This window comes from Streptomyces humicola, assembly GCF_024436035.1.
GTDB classification, from domain to species: domain Bacteria; phylum Actinomycetota; class Actinomycetes; order Streptomycetales; family Streptomycetaceae; genus Streptantibioticus_B; species Streptantibioticus_B humicola.
Genome location: NZ_JANFNG010000004.1, coordinates 37,045 through 58,075, shown reverse-complemented (window position 1 = coordinate 58,075; position 21,031 = coordinate 37,045). Strand labels below are relative to the sequence as shown.

The following is a 21,031-nucleotide window of genomic DNA, read 5'->3' as shown; positions in this document are numbered from 1 at the left end:
CCCCCGGCCTGGAGCTCACGCCTTGCGGTGCCCTATCAGCCGCGGCTTGGGCTCCAGGCCGGACAGGCCGTTCCACGCCAGATTCACCAGATGTGCGGCCACGTCGGCCTTCTTCGGCTTGCGGACGTCCAGCCACCACTGGCCGGTCAGCGCCACCATCCCGACCAGCGCCTGCGCGTACATCGGTGCCAGCTTCGGCTCGAAGCCGCGCTGCTTGAACTCGAGCCCGAGGATGTCCTCGACCTGTGTGGCGATGTCACTGATCAGCGATGCGAACGTGCCCGTCGACTGGGCCACCGGCGAATCGCGCACCAGGATGCGGAAGCCGTCCGTCGACTGCTCGATGTAGTCGAGCAGCGCGAAGGCCGCCTGTTCGAGCAGCTCCCGCGGGTGGCCGCCGGTGAGCGCGCTGGTCACCAAGTCCAGCAGCATCCGCATCTCGCGGTCCACGACGACGGCGTACAGGCCCTCCTTGCCGCCGAAGTGCTCGTAGACCACCGGCTTCGAGACACCGGCCTTGTGCGCGATCTCCTCGACCGACGTGCCCTCGAAACCGCGTTCCGCGAACAGTGTGCGCCCGATGTCGAGGAGCTGCTCGCGGCGCTCCTTGCCGGTCATCCGCACCCGCCGGGTGCGCCGTGCCGGCGGCGCACCCGGCGCACCCTGACTCGCCTTGCTCTTGCGCGCGGTCGCGCTCGTACTTCCCGCAGTGCCCGCCCTGCCGTCGATCGCCACGGGCACAATCATGCCGCCTCGGCGACGCCTTCCTTACGACGGGAGGCGATACGGTCCTCGCTCGGCCAGCGCACGTCGGTCGCCCATCCGAGCTGTTCGAACCACCGGATGAGCCGCGCACTGGAATCGAGCTGCCAGCGCAGCACGCCGTGGCGCGCCGACGTCGGGTCGGCGTGGTGCAGGTTGTGCCAGGACTCGCCACACGAGAGCACTGCGAGCCACCACACGTTGCCGGACTTGTCGCGCGACTTGAACGGGCGCTTGCCCACCGCGTGGCAGATCGAGTTGATCGACCAGGTGACGTGGTGCAGCAGCGCCACGCGCACCAGGGAGCCCCAGAAGAACGCCGTGAACGCGCCCCACCACGACATCGTCACCAGACCGCCGACCAGCGGGGGCAGCAGCAGCGAGACGGTCGTCCACAGCACGAACTGCTTGGAGACCGCCCGGATCGCCGGATCCTTGATCAGGTCGGGGGCGTACTTGTGCTGCGGGGTCTGCTCCTCGTCGAACATCCATCCCATGTGCGCCCAGAACAGGCCCTTGAGCAGTGCCGGAACGGTCTCGCCGTAGCGCCACGGGGAGTGCGGGTCGCCCTCGGCGTCGGAGAACTTGTGGTGCCTGCGGTGGTCCGCGACCCAGCGCACGATCGGGCCCTCGACGGCCATCGAGCCGGCGATCGCGAGCGCGATGCGCAACGGGCGCTTGGCCTTGAACGAGCCGTGGGTGAAGTGCCGGTGGAAGCCGACGGTGATCCCGTGGCAGCCGAGGAAGTACATTCCGGTCATCAGGCCGAGGTCGAGCCAGCTCATTCCCCATCCCCAGGCGAACGGAATCGCCGCGAGGAGGGCGAGGAACGGGACGCCGATGAAGAGCGCCAGGGTGATCTGCTCGACGGACCCCTTGGTGTCCGCGCCGAGCGTCGCGCTCGGCAGCTGTTGCTGATCGGTGGTGGCGGGATCCCGGGACTCGGTGATCACTTCAGGTGTGGTGGTCATGGTGTCCCTCGTGGGGCTGGGGGTGGCTACGGTTCCGTAACCTACGGCGACGTAAGTATGGCAGTGCTTATTCGGAGCGGAACAGGGCCACGTGGGTGCGGAGCGCGCAGTGGTATGAGGATTTTCACCCGATCAGGCGGACTTGCGGCGAAGGACGCGCGAACCGTCGCGTACCCTCGGTCGGCCATCTGCATGCCGCTCAGGCGGGTATGCCGTCGCGTGGCGGTGCCGGCGTACGGCATAGTGGTGGGGGTCAATCCGGCAGCCTGATCAACTGTCCGGTTTGGTGGTATTTTCTATCCGCTGTGGTGTAATTGGCAACACTGTGGGTTTTGGTCCCATCATTCCAGGTTCGAGTCCTGGCAGCGGAGCACTTCCCGGCTGCGGTCCGCGCGGCCATCCGGCCGACCGGCCGGTCAGGGCCCGCGCGCGTATGGCCTGTTCAGAACCGCTCGGTATCCTCGAGGTGTCCAGCACTCAACGCCGAGGAGCCCCCGCGTGAGCCCCATTCGTCCGGCTGCCGTCGTCGTCCTCGCCGCGGGTGAGGGCACCCGCATGAAGTCGGCCACCCCCAAGGTCCTGCACGAGATCGGCGGCCGCTCGCTGGTCGGCCACGTCGTCGCCGCGGCACGCGAGTTGGCGCCCGAGCACCTGGTGGTGGTCGTCGGGCACGCGCGCGAGCGGGTCTCCGCGCATCTCGCCTCCATCGACCCCGCGATCCGCAGCGCCGTCCAGCACGAGCAGAACGGCACCGGGCACGCCGCCCGCATCGGCCTCGACGAGCTGTCGGCGCAGGGCGTCGCACTCGACGGCACCGTGATCATCACCTACGGCGACACCCCGCTGCTGACCGCCGACACCCTCCGCGCGCTCACCGCGGCCCACGAGGCCGAGGGCAACGCCGTCACCGTGCTGACCGCCGAGGTCCCGGACCCGACCGGCTACGGACGGATCGTGCGGGCGGACGACGGCGCGGTCTGCGCAATCGTCGAGCAGAAGGACGCCACCGCCGGGCAGCGCGCCATCACCGAGATCAACTCCGGCGTCTACGCCTTCGACGCGGCGCTGCTCACCGACGCCCTCGGCAAGATCACCACCGACAACGCCCAGGGCGAGGAGTACCTCACCGACACCCTGTCCATCCTGCGCGAGGCTGGGCACCGCGTCGGCGCCACGGTCGCCGACGACCACCGGGAGATCCTCGGGATCAACAACCGCGTCCAGCTCGCCGAGGCGCGCCGCCTGCTCAACGACCGGCTGCTGCGCGAGGCGATGCTCGCCGGTGTCACCGTCGTCGACCCGGCGACGACATGGGTGGACGCGGAGGTCGAGTTCGAGCCCGACGCCGTCATCCACCCCGGCACCCAGCTGCACGGCGCCACCCGGATCGCGTCCGGCGCAGAGGTCGGCCCCAACTGCACCCTCACCGACACCGAGGTGGGCCGCGGCGCCCGGGTGATCAACGCGGTCGCCGACAGTGCCCGGATCGGCGAGGACGCGAGCGTCGGCCCGTACGCGTACCTGCGCCCCGGCACCGTGCTCGGACCGGGTGCCAAGGCGGGCACGTACGTCGAGATGAAGAACGCGGTCATCGGCGAGGGCACCAAGGTGCCGCACCTGTCGTACGTCGGTGACGCCACGATCGGCGAGCACACGAACATCGGTGCCGCGAGCGTCTTCGTCAACTACGACGGCGAGCACAAGCACCACACCACCGTCGGCAGCTACTGCAAGACCGGCTCGGACAACATGTTCGTGGCGCCTGTCACCGTCGGGGACGGCGCCTACACCGCGGCCGGGTCGGTGATCACCAGGGACGTCCCGGCCGGCGCCCTCGCGGTGGCCCGCGGTCAGCAGCGCAACATCGAGGGCTGGGTGGCGCGCAAGCGCCCCGGCAGTGCAGCGGCCCAGGCGGCCGAGCGGTCCGCCCGCGCCGACGACGACGGGGCCGGTGAGTCCTGACGAGGGTTACGAAACGGGCATAGGAAAACGGGCATACGGGGGCAACAGCGTATGCCGGGTGCACGGGCGCTCCGCGCGCGGCGTACCGTGTGAGGTGCACACAATTCCGCCGGCTTGCCATACCAGGGGCGAAGCTGCGTTGAACACCAAGGAGACGGTGCAGTGACCGGGATCAAGACGACCGGTGAGAAGAAGCTGATGCTCTTCTCCGGCCGCGCCCACCCCGAGCTGGCGGAGGAGGTGGCGAAGGAGCTCGGCGTCGGCCTGGTGCCGACCAAGGCCTTCGACTTCGCGAACGGCGAGATCTACGTGCGGTTCGAGGAGTCGGCGCGCGGCTGCGACGCGTTCGTCATCCAGAGCCACACGGCGCCGATCAACAAGTCGATCATGGAGCAGCTGATCATGATCGATGCGCTGAAGCGGGCCTCCGCCAAGCGCATCACCGTGATCGTGCCGTTCTACGGCTATGCGCGGCAGGACAAGAAGCACCTGGGCCGAGAGCCGATCTCGGCGCGGCTGATGGCCGACCTGTTCAAGACGGCGGGCGCCGACCGGCTGCTCACCGTCGACCTGCACACCTCGCAGATCCAGGGCTTCTTCGACGGCCCGGTCGACCACCTGATCGCGCTGCCGGTGCTCGCCGACTACGTGGGCGGCAAGGTGGACCGCTCGAAGCTCACCGTCGTCTCTCCGGACGCGGGCCGCGTCCGCGTCGCCGACAACTGGTGCGACCGGCTCGGCGCCCCGCTGGCGATCGTCCACAAGCGGCGCGACCCGCACGTGGCGAACCAGGCGACCGTCCACGAGGTCGTCGGTGACGTCAACGGCCGCGTGTGCGTCCTGGTCGACGACATGATCGACACCGGTGGCACGATCTGCGCCGCGGCGGACGCGCTGTTCGCCAACGGTGCGGAGGACGTGATCGTGGCCTCCACGCACGGTGTACTCTCCGGGCCCGCGGCCGACCGGCTGAAGAATTCGAAGGTGAGCGAGTTCATCTTCACCAACACGCTGCCGACGCCGGGCGAGCTGGAGCTCGACAAGATCACGGTGCTGTCGATGGCGCCGATGATCGCGAGTGCCATCCGCGAGGTGTTCGAGGACGGCTCGGTGACGAGCCTGTTCAACGGCGTGCACTGACCGGCGTGCACTGACCCCTTCTCCAGCGCAGGTAGAATCGTTCCGTTGCTCGGCGAGGGAGGCCGCAACCGCGTTCGTCAGGACGCGGTCGGCGCTCCGTTATCGACGCGCTTTTACAGCAGGTCCGTCGTGGACCGAGCGACGCATTCGTTAACCGTCGTCATCCACGAGGAGTGCTGACATGGCTGAGGTCAAGATCGCAGCTGAGCTGCGCAAGGAGTTCGGCAAGGGCGCCGCGCGCCGTACCCGTCGCGAGGGCAAGGTCCCGGGTGTTGTCTACGGCCACGGTGCCGACCCGGTGCACGTGGCGCTGCCGGGCCACGACCTGATGCTCGCGCTGAAGACCGCCAACGTGCTGATCAGCCTGGACGTCGAGGGCAACACCGAGCTCGTCATCCCCAAGGCCGTGCAGAGGGACCCGATCAAGGGCTTCCTCGAGCACGTCGACCTGCTGCAGGTCAAGCGGGGCGAGAAGGTCTCCGTCGAGATCCCGGTGCACGTCGAGGGCGAGCTGGCGCCGGGCGGCAACCTGATCGAGCACGTGCTGAACGCGCTGCCGGTCCAGGCCGAGGCCACCCACATCCCGGAGTCGGTCACCGTCTCTGTGGAAGGCCTGAACGCCGGTGACTCCGTCGTCGCCAAGGACATCGTGCTGCCGAACGGCACCGTGCTCGAGGTCGACGATGACGCCGTTGTCGTGCAGATCGTGGCCGCGCAGGCCGAGGCCCCGGCCGAGGGCGAGGAGGCCGCCGAGGGCGAGGGCGAGGCCGAGGGCGCCGAGGGCTGAGTGGCCCGCAGGAGCCACGTCTTTGACAGCTGATCCGAACCGCCGCCCGGACGCACCGGGCGGCGGTTCGCCTGTTGTACGTTCCCGGGTGTCCGTTGTTGGAGAGGTGACGCGAGAACATGAGCAGTTCCCCCGCCCCGGAGGGGCCCTGGCTCGTGGCCGGGCTCGGCAACCCCGGGCCCGAGTACGCGGGCAACCGCCACAACATCGGCTTCATGGTGGCCGACCTGCTGGCCGGGCGCATCGGCGGCCGTTTCAAGTCGCACAAGTCCCGGGCCCAGGTGGTCGAGGGCCGCATCGGCGGGCAGCGCGTGGTGCTGGCCAAGCCGATGACGTACATGAACCTGTCCGGCGGTCCGGTGACGGCGCTGCGCGACTTCTACAAGGTTCCGGTCGAGCGGATCATCGCCGTCCATGACGAGCTCGACATCGACTATGCGACGCTGCGGTTGAAGAAGGGCGGCGGTGACAACGGTCACAACGGCCTGAAGTCGATCACCAAGTCGCTGGGTCCCGACTATCTGCGGGTGCGGTGTGGCATCGGCCGTCCGCCCGGCCGGATGGAGGTGGCCGCCTTCGTGCTCAAGGACTTCTCCGCGGCCGAGCGCAAGGAGTTGGAGTGGTTCGTGGACCGCGCCGCCGACGCGGTCGAGTCGCTCATCGAGGACGGTCTGGAGCGCGCGCAGTCCACCTACAACAGTTGACCGGCCGACGGTTGACCTGCGGGCCGTCGATGGCCAAGGATCGCCCGCATGGTCAAACGGAGCCGGGCCCGCCGGATGGGCGAAAGCGCGTACGGCCTGCTGTTGCTCGTCAAGATGCTGGTCGCCGGCGTCGTGGTGCTCGTCGTGCTCGCCGCCGGGGCGTGGGCCTCGTGGACGCACGGGCGGGACGCGATGGTCACCGGCCTGGAACAGGGCACGATGACGGTGCAGGCCTGCGGTGACCACACCTGCACCGGGCCGTTCGCGCCGGCGGACGGTGCGGGGACGGCGCGGCCGAGCGTGACCGTCGACAAGTCGGCGACCAAGGCCACGGGTGAGAAGATCCCGGTCGCGGTGGTGCCGGGCACCGACGACGTGGTGCGCACCGGGCCGGACGGGATCCTGCACGCCTGGGTGCCGTTCGCCGGTGCGTTGCTGCTGGCTTCGCTGGTGATCGCGTTCGGGCTGCGGATGCGGCGAACGGCGGTCGGCGCGGGCCTTGTGGGGGCGGCGCTGCTGGCGGCGGCCTTCGCACTGACCTGAAGACCGCCGCCGCGTCGTCCGGGCGTGCTCAGCCGGTGTTGCGCAGGCCGGCGGCGACGCCGTTGACGGTGAGCAGCAGGGCGCGGGCCAGCGCCGGGTCGGTCTGCTCGCCGCGCGCCGCCGCCGCGCGCTGCCGCGCGAGCAGGGTGACCTGCAGATAGGAGATCGGGTCCAGGTAGGCGTCGCGCACCCGGAACGTCTGCTTCAGCACCGGGTTGGCATCGAGCAGTTCGTGCTCGCCGGTGATCCGCAGCACCTCACGCACCGTCAGATCGTGCTCGGCCTCGATGTCGTCGAAGACGTGCTTGAGCCCGTCCGGCACGAGCGTGTCGACGTAGTGGCGGGCGATCCGCAGATCGGTCTTGGCCAGCGTCATCTCGACGTTGGAGAGGAAGTTGCGGAAGAAGTGCCAGTTGGCGTGCATTTCGTCGAGCACGGCGTCGAGCCCCGCCTCGCGGGCGGCCTTCAGGCCCGAGCCGACCCCGTACCAGCCGGGCACGATCTGCCGGGACTGCGTCCAGCCGAAGACCCACGGGATCGCGCGCAGCCCGTCGAGCCCGGCTCCCGAGTCGGGACGGCGGGACGGGCGGGAGCCGAGGTGGAGCTCGGCGAGCTGGTCGACCGGGGTGGAGGCGAAGAAGTACGCGGGCAGGTCCGGGTCGTCGACCAGACGCCGGTACGCGGCGTGGGCGGCCTCCGAGACCTGCTCCATCGCCGCGTCCCAGCGGGCGAGCGCCTCGTCGGACTGGCGCGGCGCGGTGTGCAGGGCGGAGGCCTGCAGCGTGGCTGCGACGGTCAGTTCGAGGTTCTCCCGGGCGAGGGAGGGCAGCAGGTACTTGTCGGAGATGACCTCGCCCTGCTCGGTGACCTTGATCTCGCCCTCCAGGGTGCCCCACGGCTGGGCGAGGATCGCCTCGTGGGTGGGGCCGCCACCGCGGCCGACGGTGCCGCCGCGGCCGTGGAAGAGGCGCAGCCGCACCCCGTAGCGGTGGGCGACGTCGCGCAGCCGGCGCTGGGCGCGGTGGATCTCCCACTGCGAGGTGGTGATGCCGCCGAACTTGGAGGAGTCGGAGTAGCCGAGCATGACCTCCTGCACGTCGCCGCGGAGCGAGACGAGCTTGCGGTAGGAGGGGTCGGCGAGCATCTGGTCGAGGAGGGTGTCGGCGGCCTTGAGCTCGTCGGTGGTCTCCAGCAGCGGCACGATCCCGATCCGGGCGACGCCCGCGTGCAGGTCGATCAGCCCGGCCTCGCGGGCGAGGACGGCAGCGGCGAAGACATCGTCGGCGCCCTGGCACATGGAGATGATGTACGACTCGACGACGTCGGGGCCGAACCGGTCGAACGCCCCGCGGATGGTGTCGAAGACACCGAGCGTCTTGGCGCCGGCGGCGTCGAGGGGCGCCGGATGCGGGGCGAGCGGGCGGCGCGAGCGAAGCTCCTTGGCGAGCAGCTTGCGCCGGTAGTCGCGCGGCATGTCGGCGTACCGCCATGACTCCTCGCCGAGCCGGTCGAAGAGCTGGCCGAGCGCGTGGTGGTGGGCGTCCGCGTGCTCGCGGATGTCCATCGTGGCCAGCTGGAGGCCGAACGCGCCAAGCGTGCGGATCGTACGGTCGAGGCGGCCGTCGGCGATCAGGCCGCCGCGGTTGGCGCGCAGCGAGTCCTGGATGAGGGTGAGATCGGCGAGCAGCCCGGCGGTGCCGAGGTAGTCGCGCCCCTCAACGTGCGGGGTGCCGCTCGCCAGGCGTTCCCGGGTGTTGAGGAGCTTCTGCCGGATGCAGGTGGCCTTCAGGCGGTAGGGCTCCTCGGCGTTGAGCCGCTTGTAGCGTGGGCTGATCTCCGGGAGGCGGCTGAGGTCCTGCTCCAGGGAGTCGAGCAGCTCCTGGCTCGCGCCGCAGTTGCGGATCGAGTTGGAGAGTGCGCCGCGCAGGAAGTCGACCAGTTCGAGCGCGTCACTGATGCCGTGCTCGTGCTGGAGGATCAGCACGTCCCAGGTGACCTGCGGGGTGACGTTCGGGTTGCCGTCGCGGTCGCCGCCGATCCAGGTGCCGAAGGTGAGCGGGCGGGTGTCGGGCGGCAGGGGAACCCCGATCCGCTCCAGCTCGGCGGCGAGGTCCTCCAGGACGTCGCCGGCCGCGCCCTGGTGCAGCTCGTCGAGGTAGTAGATGGCGTTGCGGGCCTCGTCCGCGGGTTCCGGGCGGACGACGCGCAACTCGTCGGTCTGCCACAGCAGATCGATGTTCTCGGCGAGCCGCAGGTCGAGGCGGCGGCGGTCGCCGGAGGCCTCCTCGGAGGAGTCGAGGAGCTCGGCGATGCGGCGCAGCTTGTTCAGCACGCTGCGGCGGGCCGCCTCGGTGGGGTGCGCAGTGAAGACCGGGCGCACGCCCAGGTGCTTGACGGTCTCGCGGAGGTGGTCGGGGTCGGCGTCCTTGAGCCGGTCGGCGGTGCGGGCGAGCAGGCCGCCCTCGGCGGCGCGGTGGGCGCTCAGCTCGCGGCCGCGGTGGACCTGCTCGGTGACGTTGGCGAGGTGGAAGTAGGTGGAGAAGGCGCGGACCAGCTTGGTGGCGGTCGGCAGGTCGGTCTCGCCGAGCAGGCGGGCGGCGGCCTCGCCGTCGGAGCGGGTCAGCGCCCGTACGCGTTCGACGAGGTCGAGGAGGTCCCGGCCCTCCTGGCGTACGAGCGTCTCGCCGAGCAGCTCGCCGAGGCGGCGGATGTCGGCGCGCAGGGCTGTGTTGTCCGCGGGGTCCGGATGGGTGTCGGCGGTGTCGGCGTTGCTCACGGGTTGCGGCTCCTAGCGTGGGAACGGCTGACGGTGCGGACCGCGCTGTCCGGCGTGACCAGCATATGCAGACGCGTGCGGGCATCCCCTCTTCTGTTCGCTTCTCCGCCCCCTACGCGCCCCGCGGCCGGCCTCGTCCCTCGGCCGCCCTTCCCGGCTCCGCGGGGGTGCCTCCTCCGCTTGCTCACGTGTGTCGCTCACTCCGGCGCGTTGTCCACAGGGCCGGCACAGGTGCCAGGTGTGCTGTCGGAGGGACCGCCTACGCTGGCAGGTATGACGGAAACGGGGGTCACGGTGCCGGGCGGGCCTGAGGGCTCGCCCGGCGGGGGGCCGTGGTGGTGGCCCAGGCGGCGCAGCCTGGTGCTCGATGCGTCACTCGCCGTGATATCGGCGGTCGAGTGCACGGCGGAAGGCGCGTCCTTCGCGCACAACAGCGGCATGGTGCCGGAGCTCGGGGCGGTCCTCGGGATGCTCGTCGGCGCCAGTCTGCTGCTGCGACGACGCTGGCCCACAGCGGTGGTGCTGATCGCGCTCGCGGTCACCCCGGCCCAGACGGGCTTCGTGCTCGGGGTCGTCTCCCTCTACACGCTCGCCGCCTCCGACGTGCCCCGCAGGATCATCGCCGCGCTGGCCTCGATGACGGTTGCCGGGACGCTGATCGTCGCGTTCGTGTCGATGCACAAGAGCATCGTGCGCTCCGGCTACCACACGCCCCAGTGGCTGCTGCTGGCCATCGCGGTGCTGATGGCGGTGGGCCTGACCGTCCCGCCCGTGCTGCTCGGCCTGTACGTGGGCGCGCGGCGCAGGCTGGTGGAGAGCCTGCGGGAGCGCGCCGACGGGCTGGAGCGCGAGCTGTCGCTGCTCGCCGAGAAGGCGGGGGAGCGGGCGGAGCGGGCGCGCATGGAGGAGCGCACGCGCATCGCGCGCGAGATGCATGACGTCGTCGCCCACCGGGTGAGCCTGATGGTGGTGCATGCCTCGGCGCTGCGGTCTGTCGTGCTCAGCGACCCGCAGCGCGCGCAGGGCGCCGCGGAGCTGCTCGGCGACATGGGGCGGCAGGCGCTCAACGAGCTGCGGCAGATGCTGGGCGTGCTGCGGACGGCGCCGTCGTCGCGGATCGACGGACAGATACCGCCTGCGTCGGCTCCGCCGGAGCCGAACGACGCCGACAACGATGCCAGGGGCGCAGAGCGGACGGCGGACGGCGCCGCCGACGACGACGGCGAGGTCGGCCCGTGCCTCGCCGAGCTCGGGGTGCTGGTCGAGCAGTCACGAGCGGCCGGGATGGCGGTGTCCCTCTCGGAGGAGGGCGACCGCAGACCGCTCGACCCGCCCGTCGAGCAGACCGCGTACCGGGTCGTGCAGGAGGCGCTGACCAACGCGCACAAGCATGCCGTGGGCGCGAAAACCCTGGTCAGGGTGGCTTACCGGACCCAGGAGATAGCCGTGCTCGTGGAGAACGGGCCGCCTGCCGCCGAGCCGTCGGCCGGGCTGCCGAGCGGCGGCAACGGTCTTGTGGGGATGAAGGAACGCGTCTCTGCCCTCGGCGGCGGCTTCGTCGCGGGCGTGACGCGCACCGGCGGCTTCCGCGTCTCGGCGGTCATACCGGCCCGCGACTGACGCCGGCCGTAGGCGTCGGCCTCGGCCGCGGGCGCGGTACGGCTCACGCCGTCAGTCGTACCGGGCGGACGCCTGTGACCATCGTCGTCAGGGCCCCGTCGAAGCTTCCGCCGAGATACCAGTCGCCGGTGTGGTCGATCGCGTAGACCCGGCCCTCGGCGTCGATCGCGAGCTTCGCCGCGCCGCCGGACTCCTCACCGAGCGGGCACACCTCGGTCTCCAGCGCCCGGCCCAGATCGGCGAACGTACGCGCCAGGTGCACCCCGCGCATCGGGTCGACGACGACACCGCACGGCGCTACCTCGTGTCCCGTCCCACCGTCCGGGATCACCGACAGCGCGCCGAACTCCGCCCACGCCTCGACCGCCGCGGGGAAGACGGCGTGCCGGTGCCCACCGGGGGAGACATGCGCCCGCAGCCGGTCGGCCCACACCTCGGCCTGCTTGATGTCCCAGCGTCCCGGCTGCCAGCCCGCCGCACGCAGCGCCGCATCGACCTCGGGCGGGAAGCGCGTGGCGGCCCCGGAACGATCTCCGAGCGGCCCGGCCGCCGGCACGGCCGCCCTCACTCCCCTTCCGCGCTCGGGTCGACCGCGCGCACCCCGAAGTGGGCGAGCAGCGGCGTGCAGGCGCGGCACGGCGGTGCGTAGGCGCCGTGCTCGGGGTCCCCGTACTCCCGTATCCGGCGAGCCGTCAGTTTCGCGTGCTTCAGCGACCGTTTCGCCTCGCCGTGGCTGAGGGGCTTGCGTGCGGCGCGCCCCTTGCGTGCCGCATCGGCGGCGGTCAGGTACCGCGAGAGCAGGATGGCCTCGGGGCAGCGGCCGGTGGTGCGTTCGCGCTGCTCGACGGGGAGCGAGCCGAGGAAGTCGGCGACGAGCGGGTGGAGTCGGGGCGGGGCGTCGGCCTTGGAGCCGGTGCACGTCAGCGTCTCTCCGCGGACGCACAGCGCGGCTGCGACGGCCGGGAGGATGCCGTCGCGGCGGTGCCGCAGCACGGGTGCGCCCGTCAGCGCGCCGGGCTCTGCCGCATCGGCCGCATCGGAGGCGCCGGGCGCATCGGAGGCGCCGGGCGCATCGGAGGCGCCGGGCGCGTCCGATGCGTCTGGTGCCGGAGCGGGCGCCTCGTCGCCGGATCTGCCGGCTCGCCAGGTGAGGCGAGGATCATGGGCGGTTGTGCCGCTTTTATGTTGTTGCGTTGCATGTGTGGTACGCAAGGCCGTGCTTCCTCCTGTGCATCCCCCGTTGCGAAGGTCAGCCTGCCAAACGTGGCTGGTGGTATGGAAGCCGGGAGGAGATACGGGAGGTTCGTGACGAGTCTGTCCGGAGCTTCAGGGCCGTCAAGTCGACCCCATAGGCTGTTCCCACGCCCTACGCAGCAGAGGGCCAGATCAAGCAGGGGGCATCCACCATGACGACAGGTCGGCTCGGGCAGCAGGCCGCCCCGCCGAACGCGGCTTACGCCGGGCAGGTCGTGCACTTCCCGGACCCGGTCCGGGCCGCCCGTTATCCACAGGGTGTGTGGGTGGACGAGAACGGGTATCCGGATTTCTCGCCGTACGCGAGAGCCGCCGCCGAGATCGCCGATCCTCCCGAGGGTTTCGGTGTCGACGAGCTGCGGCTGACCGACTACGTCTCCGCCAACGCGGCGTCGTATCACGCGGGCCATGAGCTGTGGGAAGAGCTGACGCCGGTCGCCACCCCGCACGGCTGGACCTGGCACCACGTCGTGGGCGGCCGCCGCATGGAACTGATCCCGGCCGAGGTCAAGGCGTTGCTGCGGCATCACGGGGGTCTCGCGACGGCCCCCGCCGACCACGACAAGCGCGGCACACGCCCGTTGCAGGAGACCCGCCCCGTCCACTTCGGGCTGCCGGGCGTCGGTGCGGGCCCTGTCTCCGACGACGAGCAGGCACCGGTTCCGGTGGATGAGAAGCGCGTTCGCGACATTGAGGACTACCTCGGCTACCAGCTGCCCGCTGCCTACCGGGACTTCCTCAAGGCGGCAGGCGGCTGCGCGCCTGTCGGGGTGGCTCTCGACCCGGAGTTGGGGCTCCTCGTCGACCAGCCGTTGTTCACCCTGCGCGACGAGCCGGACGTCGACGACCTGCGCTATGTCAACAAGTGCCTGCGCGACCACCTCACCAAGGACTACCTGGGCATCGGTTACGTTCAGGGCGGACTGCTCGCGCTGAAGGTGAAGGGCGAACAGACCGGCACCGTGTGGTTCTGCGCCTACGACGACGTCCGCGACACCGAGGGCGCCTGGGACTCGCCGCAGCAGCGGGTCGGCTCCCTGCTCCTGCCGTGCGGTGACGATTTCGATGCCTTTCTGCTGCGGCTCGCGGGCAATCCGCCGGAGCTCGAGACCGTGGCCAACCTGATGGTGGACGGCGGATTCGCACGTGCCGTCCCGGTGGAGGAGTGAATCGTCCAGTGGTCACGCATCAGCAGGCGCAGGAGCGCGCCGAGCAGTGGATCAACGCTGACGTGCCCCCCCACCAGCGCCGGGAGGTGCAGGTGCGCCAGTTCGACCTGGGCTTCGTCGCCTGGGCGGAGGACGCGCACGACGCGCACGACGGGCAGGGCGGCCGGTCGCGACTGGTCATCGCGCACGAGGACGGACAGGTCACGCTCTGGCCGGGGCTCCCGGTCGACGAGGTGATCCGGCAGTACGCGCTGGAGTACGGCGACGGCGAACCGGACCCGGAGCCGGGACCCGTGCAGGCCCAGCAGCGCGTCGACCTGGAGGCGACGTCCTTCCTGCTCAGTCCGCCGCAGTGGCTCCAGGACGCCGCCGACAAGCTGGGCATCCCGGACCGCAGGCGCACCACGCCGGTGCTGGAGAAGCAGCAGCCGGTGGAGCGGCAGGAACAGGAGCAGGCACGCGAGCAGGAGCAGCGGGAGGAGACCCCGGCCTCGGCGTCCGCTGCGGCGCCGGCCTCCGCCCCGGCGTGGTCCGACGCGGACACGCCGGCGGTACCGCCCGCGACCGTCTCGGCACCGCCGATCAGCGGTTCCGACGCCGAGGTCCGGTCACCCCTCGTCCGGCCGGACGCCAAGACAGAACTGCTTCCTCCGCCCACCGGCACACCGGTGCAAGGCGGTTACATCCCGACCCAGCTCGTGCCGTCGCTCGGCGGTGACGAGACGGAGCTGAGCGCGCCCAGCGCGCCCAGCGCCCCCGGCACGCCTCCTCCTCCCCCGCCCCCTCCCGTGGTCGGTGCCGACGGCGATCCGCATGCCGCGGCCACGATGCTGGCCAAGCCCCCGGGCGGCCCCTCCCACGGTCCCGGTGTCCCAACGCCGCCTCCGCCTCCGCCGCCCCCCGCAGCGGCCGCGCCCGCACCGATGCCGCCGTCGCCCCCGTCGCCGCCATCCCCGCCGCCCGCGTCCCCGCACGCCGCGCCCACGGTGCTCGCCGGTCCGCCCGGTCCGCCGGTTCCGCCCGTGCCGCCTCCGCCGCCGGCCCCGGGCGGTCTCCCCGCGGGCTACGGCTACCCCCAGCCACCTCAGCCGCAGTCCCAGCCGCAGGTCCCGCAGGGCGCACCGATCGTGGGCCCCGGCTATATGGCCGTGCTCCGCTACCGTGCGGGCGACGGCTCCGAGCAGCAGATCATCCGGCGCTCCGCCCCCGGCACCCCGCACCCGGAGTGGCAGATCCTGCATGAGCTGCACGGCCTCGGGGTTCCGCCGCAGCAGGTGCTCGAACTCCACACCGAGCTCGAATCCTGCGACCTGCCTGGCGGATACTGCGCGCGGATGATCCGCGAGACCTGGCCGCAGGTGCGGGTCAGCCACACCGCCCCGTACGGCCGCGACCACGCCTCTCGCCAGCAGGGGTTCCAGCAACTCCTTGCCCACCAGGGTGAGTTGCACCAGGTGGCGGACGGCCCGGCCCGTCCGCGCCCGCAGCGCGTCCCGCTGCCGGCCCCGCGGCAGGTGCAGCCCGCGCCCCCGATCCCGCTCGAAGCGATCGGGCAGGAGCTATTGCAGGCGTTCGGGCCGCAGACGGTCTTCCGGTACGACCAGCGCGCGGTGGCGCGCGCCGGTGTGCCGGACGTCGTCGCGCAGTCCCTCGTCTGGGCGGGGCTGCCGCGGGACTTCGGTCCGTTCTTCTGGGGCTACGTCCCGCAGCCCGGCCGTCCCGTGCCGACGCTCGCCGAGGTCGCGGCCGAGCGCGGCGTGCAGGCGGCGCCCGACGCCTCCTCGTACCTGGTGATGGGCAACGATTTCGGCCGCCAGCTGTGCGTGCAGTACGGTACGGCGCACATCATGGCCGTGCCGCTGGAGGCGACGCAGGGCGCCGCGCCGGGCCAGGCGAGTCCGGCGCAGTTCGTCAACTCCAGCCTGCCGGAATTCACCCGCTGTCTGGCCCTGCTCGGGCGGATGTGGCGGCTGCGGCTGGGCCTGACGCCTGATCAGGCGGGCCGCTGGACGGTCGATTTCCAGGTCCAGCTCGCGGCGCTCGACCCGGCCGCGCTGTCCTCGCCCGACAACTGGTGGGCCGTGCTGCTCGAACAGATGTGGGACGGGTTGTTGTAGTGACGAGTCAGGGCGGGCCCCGTTGTCACGACGGGGCCCGCCTTTGCGTTGTCTTCCGTGAGAGCAGGGCGTGAAGAGTTTGCCGCGCGCCGTCTGCGATCTCCGTGATTCCGTCGGCGATTCCATCGGTGGTCGCAGGATGACCGATTCCGGGTAGGGAGTGAGCGGAGTGTTGCAGTACTGACAATTCGCTCAAATCGGTAAAGATGGACGCGGCTGCAATCGCGCGCCGACGGCGACAAGGGCGACAAGGGCAAGGGGCAGTGCATGAGTACCTCGGTGACCCCCCATGGCTTCGACTTCGGCAGCGCTCGGGGCCGTGGCTACCAACCCGACCAGGTCGATCAGTTCCTGGCCGACCTGTCCGAGGAACGCGATGTGGCCTGGGAGCGCGCCGCGCGCCTGACGGTCCTCGCCAACGAGATGGACGCCGAGGCGTCCAAGCTCCGCGCCGCCGTCGAGGCGCTCGGCCCGACGACGTACGAGACGCTGAGCGCAGGCGCGCAGGAGCTGATGGATCTGTGCGAGAAGGAAGCCGCGGATCTGCGGGAGCGTACGGAGAAGGCGGCGGAACGGGAGCGCGACGAGGCGGAGCGCGCGGCACGCGCCACTCGCGACGAGGCGAATGCGCGGGCCCAGGAGCGCCGCTCTGCGGCCGACGCGCACGCCGCGAGCGTGACGGCCGACGCCGACGAGCAGGCGGCCGAGATCCTCGGCTCGGCCGGGGCGGAGGCGGCGGTGCTGCGGGCCGAGGCCGAACAGGTCCTCGAAGGCGCACGTCAGGAGACCGCCCGGGTCCTCGCCGAGCAGGAGAAGCGGCAGGGCGAGCGGCTGGACACCCTGGCCACCGAGTTCGCGGAGCGCGAGGCGAGCCTGGACGCTCGCCTGGGTCAGCTGATCGAGCAGGCCGCCCGCACCCTCGCCGAGGCCGAACAGACCCATGCCAACGCCGACGAGGCGGCCCGACGGCGGCAGGAGGAGGCCGAGGCCGAAGCCGCCGGCATCATCGCTCAGGCCCAGGCGACGGCGGACCGTGTCGCCCGTGAGATCGAGCGCGAACAGCGTGAGCACGAAGTCCGCCGGGAGGAGATCAAGGGCCATCTCGCGCACGTCCGCCAGAGTCTGGCCACCCTGACGGGCCGTGTCACCGCCGAGGAGCCCCGGTCCGCCGAATGACGTGACGACGGACCGACGAGCCGACGAGCCGACGAGCCGACGAGCTGACGGTATGTCAGGCTGTTGGCGTCGGATCGTGTCGTGGCGGTGCCCACCCCCGAGCAGATGCTCGGGCCGGTCCACCGCCGTCACATCGACTGGGACCGGACGGTCACGCCCACCGGCTGAACCCCACCCCACCGCACCGTCCTGTCCGCTTCCCCGTCTTCCCCCACTCCCCGTGGGGGAAGACGGGGAAGCGGCGTGTTCCGGTGCCCACGGTCTCCTGCCCGCGGAGTAGTCCCTTAGGGGGAAGACCCCCGGACCTCCTACCCGCGGTTCGTCCCGGCGGATGAGGAGCGGCGGCTTTACCGTCCCTAGCCTGGAGTAGGCAGCAGGGCGGGGGTGGGGACAACCCCCTCCTGGATACGGCGCCCTGCCCCATCGCTCCACCCACCCCCGGTCAAGCACGCTGGCGGCGTGCGGATCCCGCACGCCTGACCACACCTCACCACACCGCGACCACGCCGACACTTCAGGAGACCTCACGTGACAACGGCTGTAGCAGTTCCCCGGGCGGGCGGCAGCGGAGGGCGCACGGCCATCGCCGCAAGGGCACGCCAGGTGACCAAGGCGTACGGCAATGGCGAGACCAGGGTCGTCGCCCTGGCGGACGTCGACGTCGACATCGCGCGCGGTCAGTTCACCGCGATCATGGGCCCGTCGGGATCCGGTAAGTCGACGCTCATGCACTGCCTCGCCGGGCTCGACTCGCTCACCTCCGGACGCATCTGGATCGGCGAGACCGAGATCACCAAGCTGAAGGACAAGCAGCTCACGCGGCTGCGCCGGGACCAGATCGGCTTCATCTTCCAGGCGTTCAACCTCCTGCCCACGCTCAACGCGATAGAGAACATCACCCTCCCCATGGACATCGCCGGCCGTAAGCCGGACAAGGAGTGGCTGCACAAGGTCGTGGGCACCGTGGGCCTCGGCGACCGCCTCAAGCACCGGCCGGCCCAGCTCTCCGGAGGCCAGCAGCAGCGCGTCGCGGTCGCGCGTGCCCTCGCCGCCAAGCCCGAGATCATCTTCGGTGACGAGCCGACCGGGAACCTCGACTCGCGGGCCGGCGCCGAGGTGCTCGGCTTCCTGCGCCGTTCCGTCGACGAGCTCGGCCAGACGATCGTGATGGTCACCCACGACCCGGTCGCCGCCTCCTACGCCGACCGTGTCCTCTACCTCGCCGACGGCCGCATCGTCGACGACATGGCCGATCCGACCGCCGAGGCCGTGCTCGACCGCATGCAGCGCTTCTCCAGCGTGGTGGCCGCGGGCGACGCGCAGGGGAGGACCTGGTGATCGTCCTCAAGACCTCACTGCGCAACTTCTTTGCGCACAAAGGCAGGATGGCGCTCTCCGCGATCGCCGTCCTGCTCTCCGTCGCGTTCGTGTGCGGCACGCTCGTCTTCACCGACACCGTCAACGCCACGTTCGACAGGCTCTTCAACACCACGGCCTCCGACCTGACCGTCAAGCCCAACAGCGACGACGCGGGCAACCAGCAGCGCTCCGCCGGTGCCCGGCCGGCCACGCTGCCCGCCTCCGTCGTCCAGAAGGTGGCCGCACAGCCCGGCGTCAAGACCGCCTTCGGCACGGTCGAGTCGACCTCGGTCACCGTCGTCGACCCGGAGAACGACACCAACATCGGCCCGACCTCCGGCGCCCCCACCATCGCCACCAACTGGGAGGTGACGCCCAACGCGGCGCTCAAGCTCACCTCGGGCCAGGCGCCGCACGGTCCCGGCCAGGCCATGCTCGACGCCGACACCGCCAACAAGGCCCGCCTGGGCATCGGCGACGACATCAAGGTGGTGACGGCGCTCGGCACCTTCACCCAGAAGATCACCGGCATCGCGACCTTCCAGACCACCAACCCCGGTGCCGCGATGGTCTTCATGGACACCCCTACCGCACAGCGGGAACTCCTCGGCAGCACCGGCGAGTTCACCTCCGTCCAGGCCTACGGCGACGGCACCAGGAGCGACGACCAGCTCAAGGCGGAGGCCGCCTCCGCGCTCGGCCACGGCTACACCCTCCAGACCAAGGCCGAGGCGGCTGCCGACGACAAGTCGAGCGTCGGCAGCTTCCTCAACGTGATGAAGTACGCCATGCTCGGTTTCGCCGGCATCGCCGTCCTCGTCGGCGTCTTCCTCATCGCCAACACCTTCTCGATGCTGGTCGCCCAGCGCACCCGCGAGATCGGCCTGATGCGGGCCATCGGCGCCAGCCGCAAGCAGGTCAACCGGTCGGTGCTGACCGAGGCCGTGCTGCTCGGCGTCGTGGGCTCCGCGCTCGGCATCGGCGGCGGTATCGGGATCGCGGTCGGACTCATGCAGCTCATGAACTCCATGGGCATGCATCTCGACACCAGCGAGCTGACGATCAAGTGGACCACCCCGGTGGCCGGCGCCACCGTCGGCGTCATCGTCACCCTCGTCTCGGCCTATCTGCCGTCCCGCCGTGCCGCCAAGGTCTCCCCGATGGCCGCGCTGCGCGAGTCCGGCGGCGGGGGGCAGGCCACAGCGCGCTCCACCGTCGTCCGCTCGGCCATCGGCCTGATCATCACGGGCACCGGCGCCGCCGCGCTCGTCGCGGCCGGAGCGGCGAAGGCCGCAGGGACCGGCAGCGCCTTCCTCGGCTTCGGCGTGTTGCTCACCCTCATCGGCTTCATCGTCATCGGCCCGCTGCTCGCCGCCGGTGTCGTCCGTGTGCTCGGCACGGTCACCCTGCGCCCCTTCGGCTCCATAGGCCGCATGGCGCAGCGCAACGCCCTGCGCAACCCGCGGCGCACCGGAGCGACGGCCGCCGCCCTGATGATCGGCCTCGCGCTGGTCGCCGGGCTGTCGGTGGTCGGCTCGTCGATGGTCGCCTCCGCGAGCGACCAGATCAACAAGTCGGTTGGTGCCGACTTCATCATCCAGACCACCACCGGGGCGTTCACCCCTGACATCGTCAAGGCGGTGAAATCCACGCCCGGCCTCGGCCATGTCACCGAGTACAAGGAGCTGCCCGTCACGCTCGCCCTGCCGGACGGCGGGAAGTCCAAGCAGGTCCTGTCGGGCACGGACGCCAGCTACGTGCAGGACCTGCGGCAGCCGGTGGTCGCCGGCACGGTGCTGGACGCCTACACACGCGGCGGCATCACCGTGGGCGAGAGCTTCGCCGACAGCCACCGGCTGGAGGTCGGCGACGCGTTGGGCGTCACCTTCCTGGGTGGTCGCACCGCACAGCTGAAGATCTACGCGATCACCTCGAAGAGCACCGCGTTCGACAACGGGGCGATGTACGTCGGCCTGGACACCGCGGCGAGGTACATCCCGGCGCAGCTGATGCCGCAGGACGTCATGCTCTTCGCCACCTCGGCCGACAGCAAGAACACGCAGACCGCCTATACCGCGCTCAAGGTCGCGGTCCACGACTACCCGCAGGTCCAGGTGCGGGACCAGGCCGATTACAAGACGCTCCTGCAGAACCAGATAGGCCAGATGCTCAACCTCGTCTACGGCCTGTTGGCGCTCGCGATCATCGTCGCCGTTCTCGGCGTGGTGAACACGCTCGCTCTCTCTGTCGTCGAGCGGACCCGTGAGATAGGCCTGATGAGGGCGATCGGGCTCTCCCGGCGGCAGCTGCGCCGGATGATCCGCCTGGAGTCGGTGGTGATCGCGCTCTTCGGCGCGGTGATCGGCCTCGGCCTCGGCATGGGCTGGGGCACGGCGGCTCAGAAGCTGCTCGCCTTGCAGGGCCTCGGCACCCTGGCCATCCCGTGGTCGACGATCACCGCGGTGTTCATCGGCGCGGCCGTCGTCGGTCTGCTGGCGGCGCTGGCTCCCGCGTTCCGAGCCTCGCGGATGAACGTGCTGAACGCGATCGCAACGGAATAGCCGCGCCGCCGCGAGCAGGAGGGGCGGGGGTCACGGGGGTGCCCCCGCCACTCGGCTTGTCCCCGGGCAGGCCCACGGCCCCGGTGCGCCCGCACCGGGGCCGTTACCCTGGAGCACCGGGCACGCGACA

At 71.0% G+C, this 21,031-nt stretch carries 16 protein-coding genes and 1 tRNA gene; 12 read left to right on the top strand and 5 right to left on the bottom strand.

Annotated features, from left to right (window positions below):
- Window positions 1-15: 15 nt before the first annotated feature.
- Together NGB36_RS08005 and NGB36_RS08000 are read right to left on the bottom strand one after the other, a co-directional pair.
- Complete coding sequence (locus NGB36_RS08005; protein ID WP_255919447.1) at window positions 16-747, bottom strand: TetR/AcrR family transcriptional regulator; 732 nt, start codon at window positions 745-747, stop codon at window positions 16-18.
- Entirely contained in the window at window positions 744-1,733 is a 990-nt protein-coding gene (locus tag NGB36_RS08000) for an acyl-CoA desaturase (protein WP_255919446.1), read from the bottom strand. The genes NGB36_RS08005 and NGB36_RS08000 overlap by 4 nt, the downstream gene beginning before the upstream one ends.
- Window positions 1,734-2,032: 299 nt before the next feature.
- Between NGB36_RS08000 and NGB36_RS07995 the strand changes: the two genes are divergently transcribed.
- The 6 genes from NGB36_RS07995 (at window position 2,033) to NGB36_RS07970 (ending at window position 6,869) form a co-directional block, all read left to right on the top strand.
- Window positions 2,033-2,104, top strand: a tRNA-Gln gene (locus tag NGB36_RS07995).
- 127 nt (window positions 2,105-2,231) lie between these two features.
- Complete coding sequence (glmU, locus tag NGB36_RS07990; protein WP_255919445.1) at window positions 2,232-3,695, top strand: bifunctional UDP-N-acetylglucosamine diphosphorylase/glucosamine-1-phosphate N-acetyltransferase GlmU; 1,464 nt, start codon at window positions 2,232-2,234, stop codon at window positions 3,693-3,695.
- Window positions 3,696-3,857: 162 nt separating this feature from the next.
- On the top strand, window positions 3,858-4,835 hold the full coding sequence (locus NGB36_RS07985; protein WP_255919444.1) for a ribose-phosphate diphosphokinase: 978 nt from the start codon (window positions 3,858-3,860) through the stop codon (window positions 4,833-4,835).
- 181 nt (window positions 4,836-5,016) lie between these two features.
- On the top strand, window positions 5,017-5,622 hold the full coding sequence (locus tag NGB36_RS07980) for a 50S ribosomal protein L25/general stress protein Ctc (protein WP_255919443.1): 606 nt from the start codon (window positions 5,017-5,019) through the stop codon (window positions 5,620-5,622).
- Window positions 5,623-5,741: 119 nt separating this feature from the next.
- Window positions 5,742-6,326, top strand: a complete 585-nt coding sequence (gene pth / locus NGB36_RS07975) for an aminoacyl-tRNA hydrolase (RefSeq protein WP_255919442.1) — start codon at window positions 5,742-5,744, stop codon at window positions 6,324-6,326.
- A 48-nt stretch (window positions 6,327-6,374) separates the two neighbouring features.
- On the top strand, window positions 6,375-6,869 hold the full coding sequence (locus tag NGB36_RS07970; RefSeq protein ID WP_255919441.1) for a hypothetical protein: 495 nt from the start codon (window positions 6,375-6,377) through the stop codon (window positions 6,867-6,869).
- A gap of 28 nt (window positions 6,870-6,897) precedes the next feature.
- Here NGB36_RS07970 and ppc read toward each other — a convergent pair whose 3' ends face one another.
- A complete protein-coding gene (ppc, locus tag NGB36_RS07965) occupies window positions 6,898-9,645 on the bottom strand; it encodes a phosphoenolpyruvate carboxylase (RefSeq protein ID WP_255919440.1) in 2,748 nt (915 codons plus the stop codon).
- Between the two features lie 273 nt (window positions 9,646-9,918).
- Between ppc and NGB36_RS07960 the strand changes: the two genes are divergently transcribed.
- Entirely contained in the window at window positions 9,919-11,265 is a 1,347-nt protein-coding gene (locus NGB36_RS07960; RefSeq protein WP_255919439.1) for a sensor histidine kinase, read from the top strand.
- A 43-nt stretch (window positions 11,266-11,308) separates the two neighbouring features.
- Here the strand turns inward: NGB36_RS07960 and NGB36_RS07955 are convergent, their stop codons facing one another.
- Window positions 11,309-11,833: an SUKH-3 domain-containing protein gene (locus NGB36_RS07955; RefSeq protein ID WP_255919438.1), complete on the bottom strand. Its 525-nt coding sequence runs from the start codon at window positions 11,831-11,833 to the stop codon at window positions 11,309-11,311.
- Entirely contained in the window at window positions 11,830-12,273 is a 444-nt protein-coding gene (locus NGB36_RS07950) for a YwqJ-related putative deaminase (protein ID WP_255919638.1), read from the bottom strand. The genes NGB36_RS07955 and NGB36_RS07950 overlap by 4 nt, the downstream gene beginning before the upstream one ends.
- 398 nt (window positions 12,274-12,671) lie before the next feature.
- On the opposite strand from NGB36_RS07950, the gene NGB36_RS07945 reads away from it, so the two are divergent.
- The 5 genes from NGB36_RS07945 to NGB36_RS07925 all read left to right on the top strand — a co-directional run bounded on the left by NGB36_RS07945 (window position 12,672) and on the right by NGB36_RS07925 (window position 20,901).
- Window positions 12,672-13,688, top strand: a complete 1,017-nt coding sequence (locus NGB36_RS07945) for an HNH endonuclease (protein ID WP_255919437.1) — start codon at window positions 12,672-12,674, stop codon at window positions 13,686-13,688.
- Between the two features lie 8 nt (window positions 13,689-13,696).
- On the top strand, window positions 13,697-15,805 hold the full coding sequence (locus NGB36_RS07940; RefSeq protein ID WP_255919436.1) for an SUKH-4 family immunity protein: 2,109 nt from the start codon (window positions 13,697-13,699) through the stop codon (window positions 15,803-15,805).
- 267 nt (window positions 15,806-16,072) lie between these two features.
- Window positions 16,073-16,981, top strand: coding sequence for a DivIVA domain-containing protein (locus NGB36_RS07935; RefSeq protein WP_255919435.1), 909 nt, complete (start codon window positions 16,073-16,075; stop codon window positions 16,979-16,981).
- 528 nt (window positions 16,982-17,509) lie between these two features.
- Window positions 17,510-18,319 carry an ABC transporter ATP-binding protein gene (locus NGB36_RS07930; protein WP_255919434.1) on the top strand — a complete coding sequence of 270 codons (810 nt, stop codon included), beginning with the start codon at window positions 17,510-17,512 and terminating at the stop codon, window positions 18,317-18,319.
- Window positions 18,316-20,901, top strand: a complete 2,586-nt coding sequence (locus NGB36_RS07925) for an ABC transporter permease (protein WP_255919433.1) — start codon at window positions 18,316-18,318, stop codon at window positions 20,899-20,901. Before NGB36_RS07930 ends, NGB36_RS07925 begins: the two co-directional genes overlap by 4 nt.
- The last annotated feature ends 130 nt before the right edge of the window (window positions 20,902-21,031 follow it).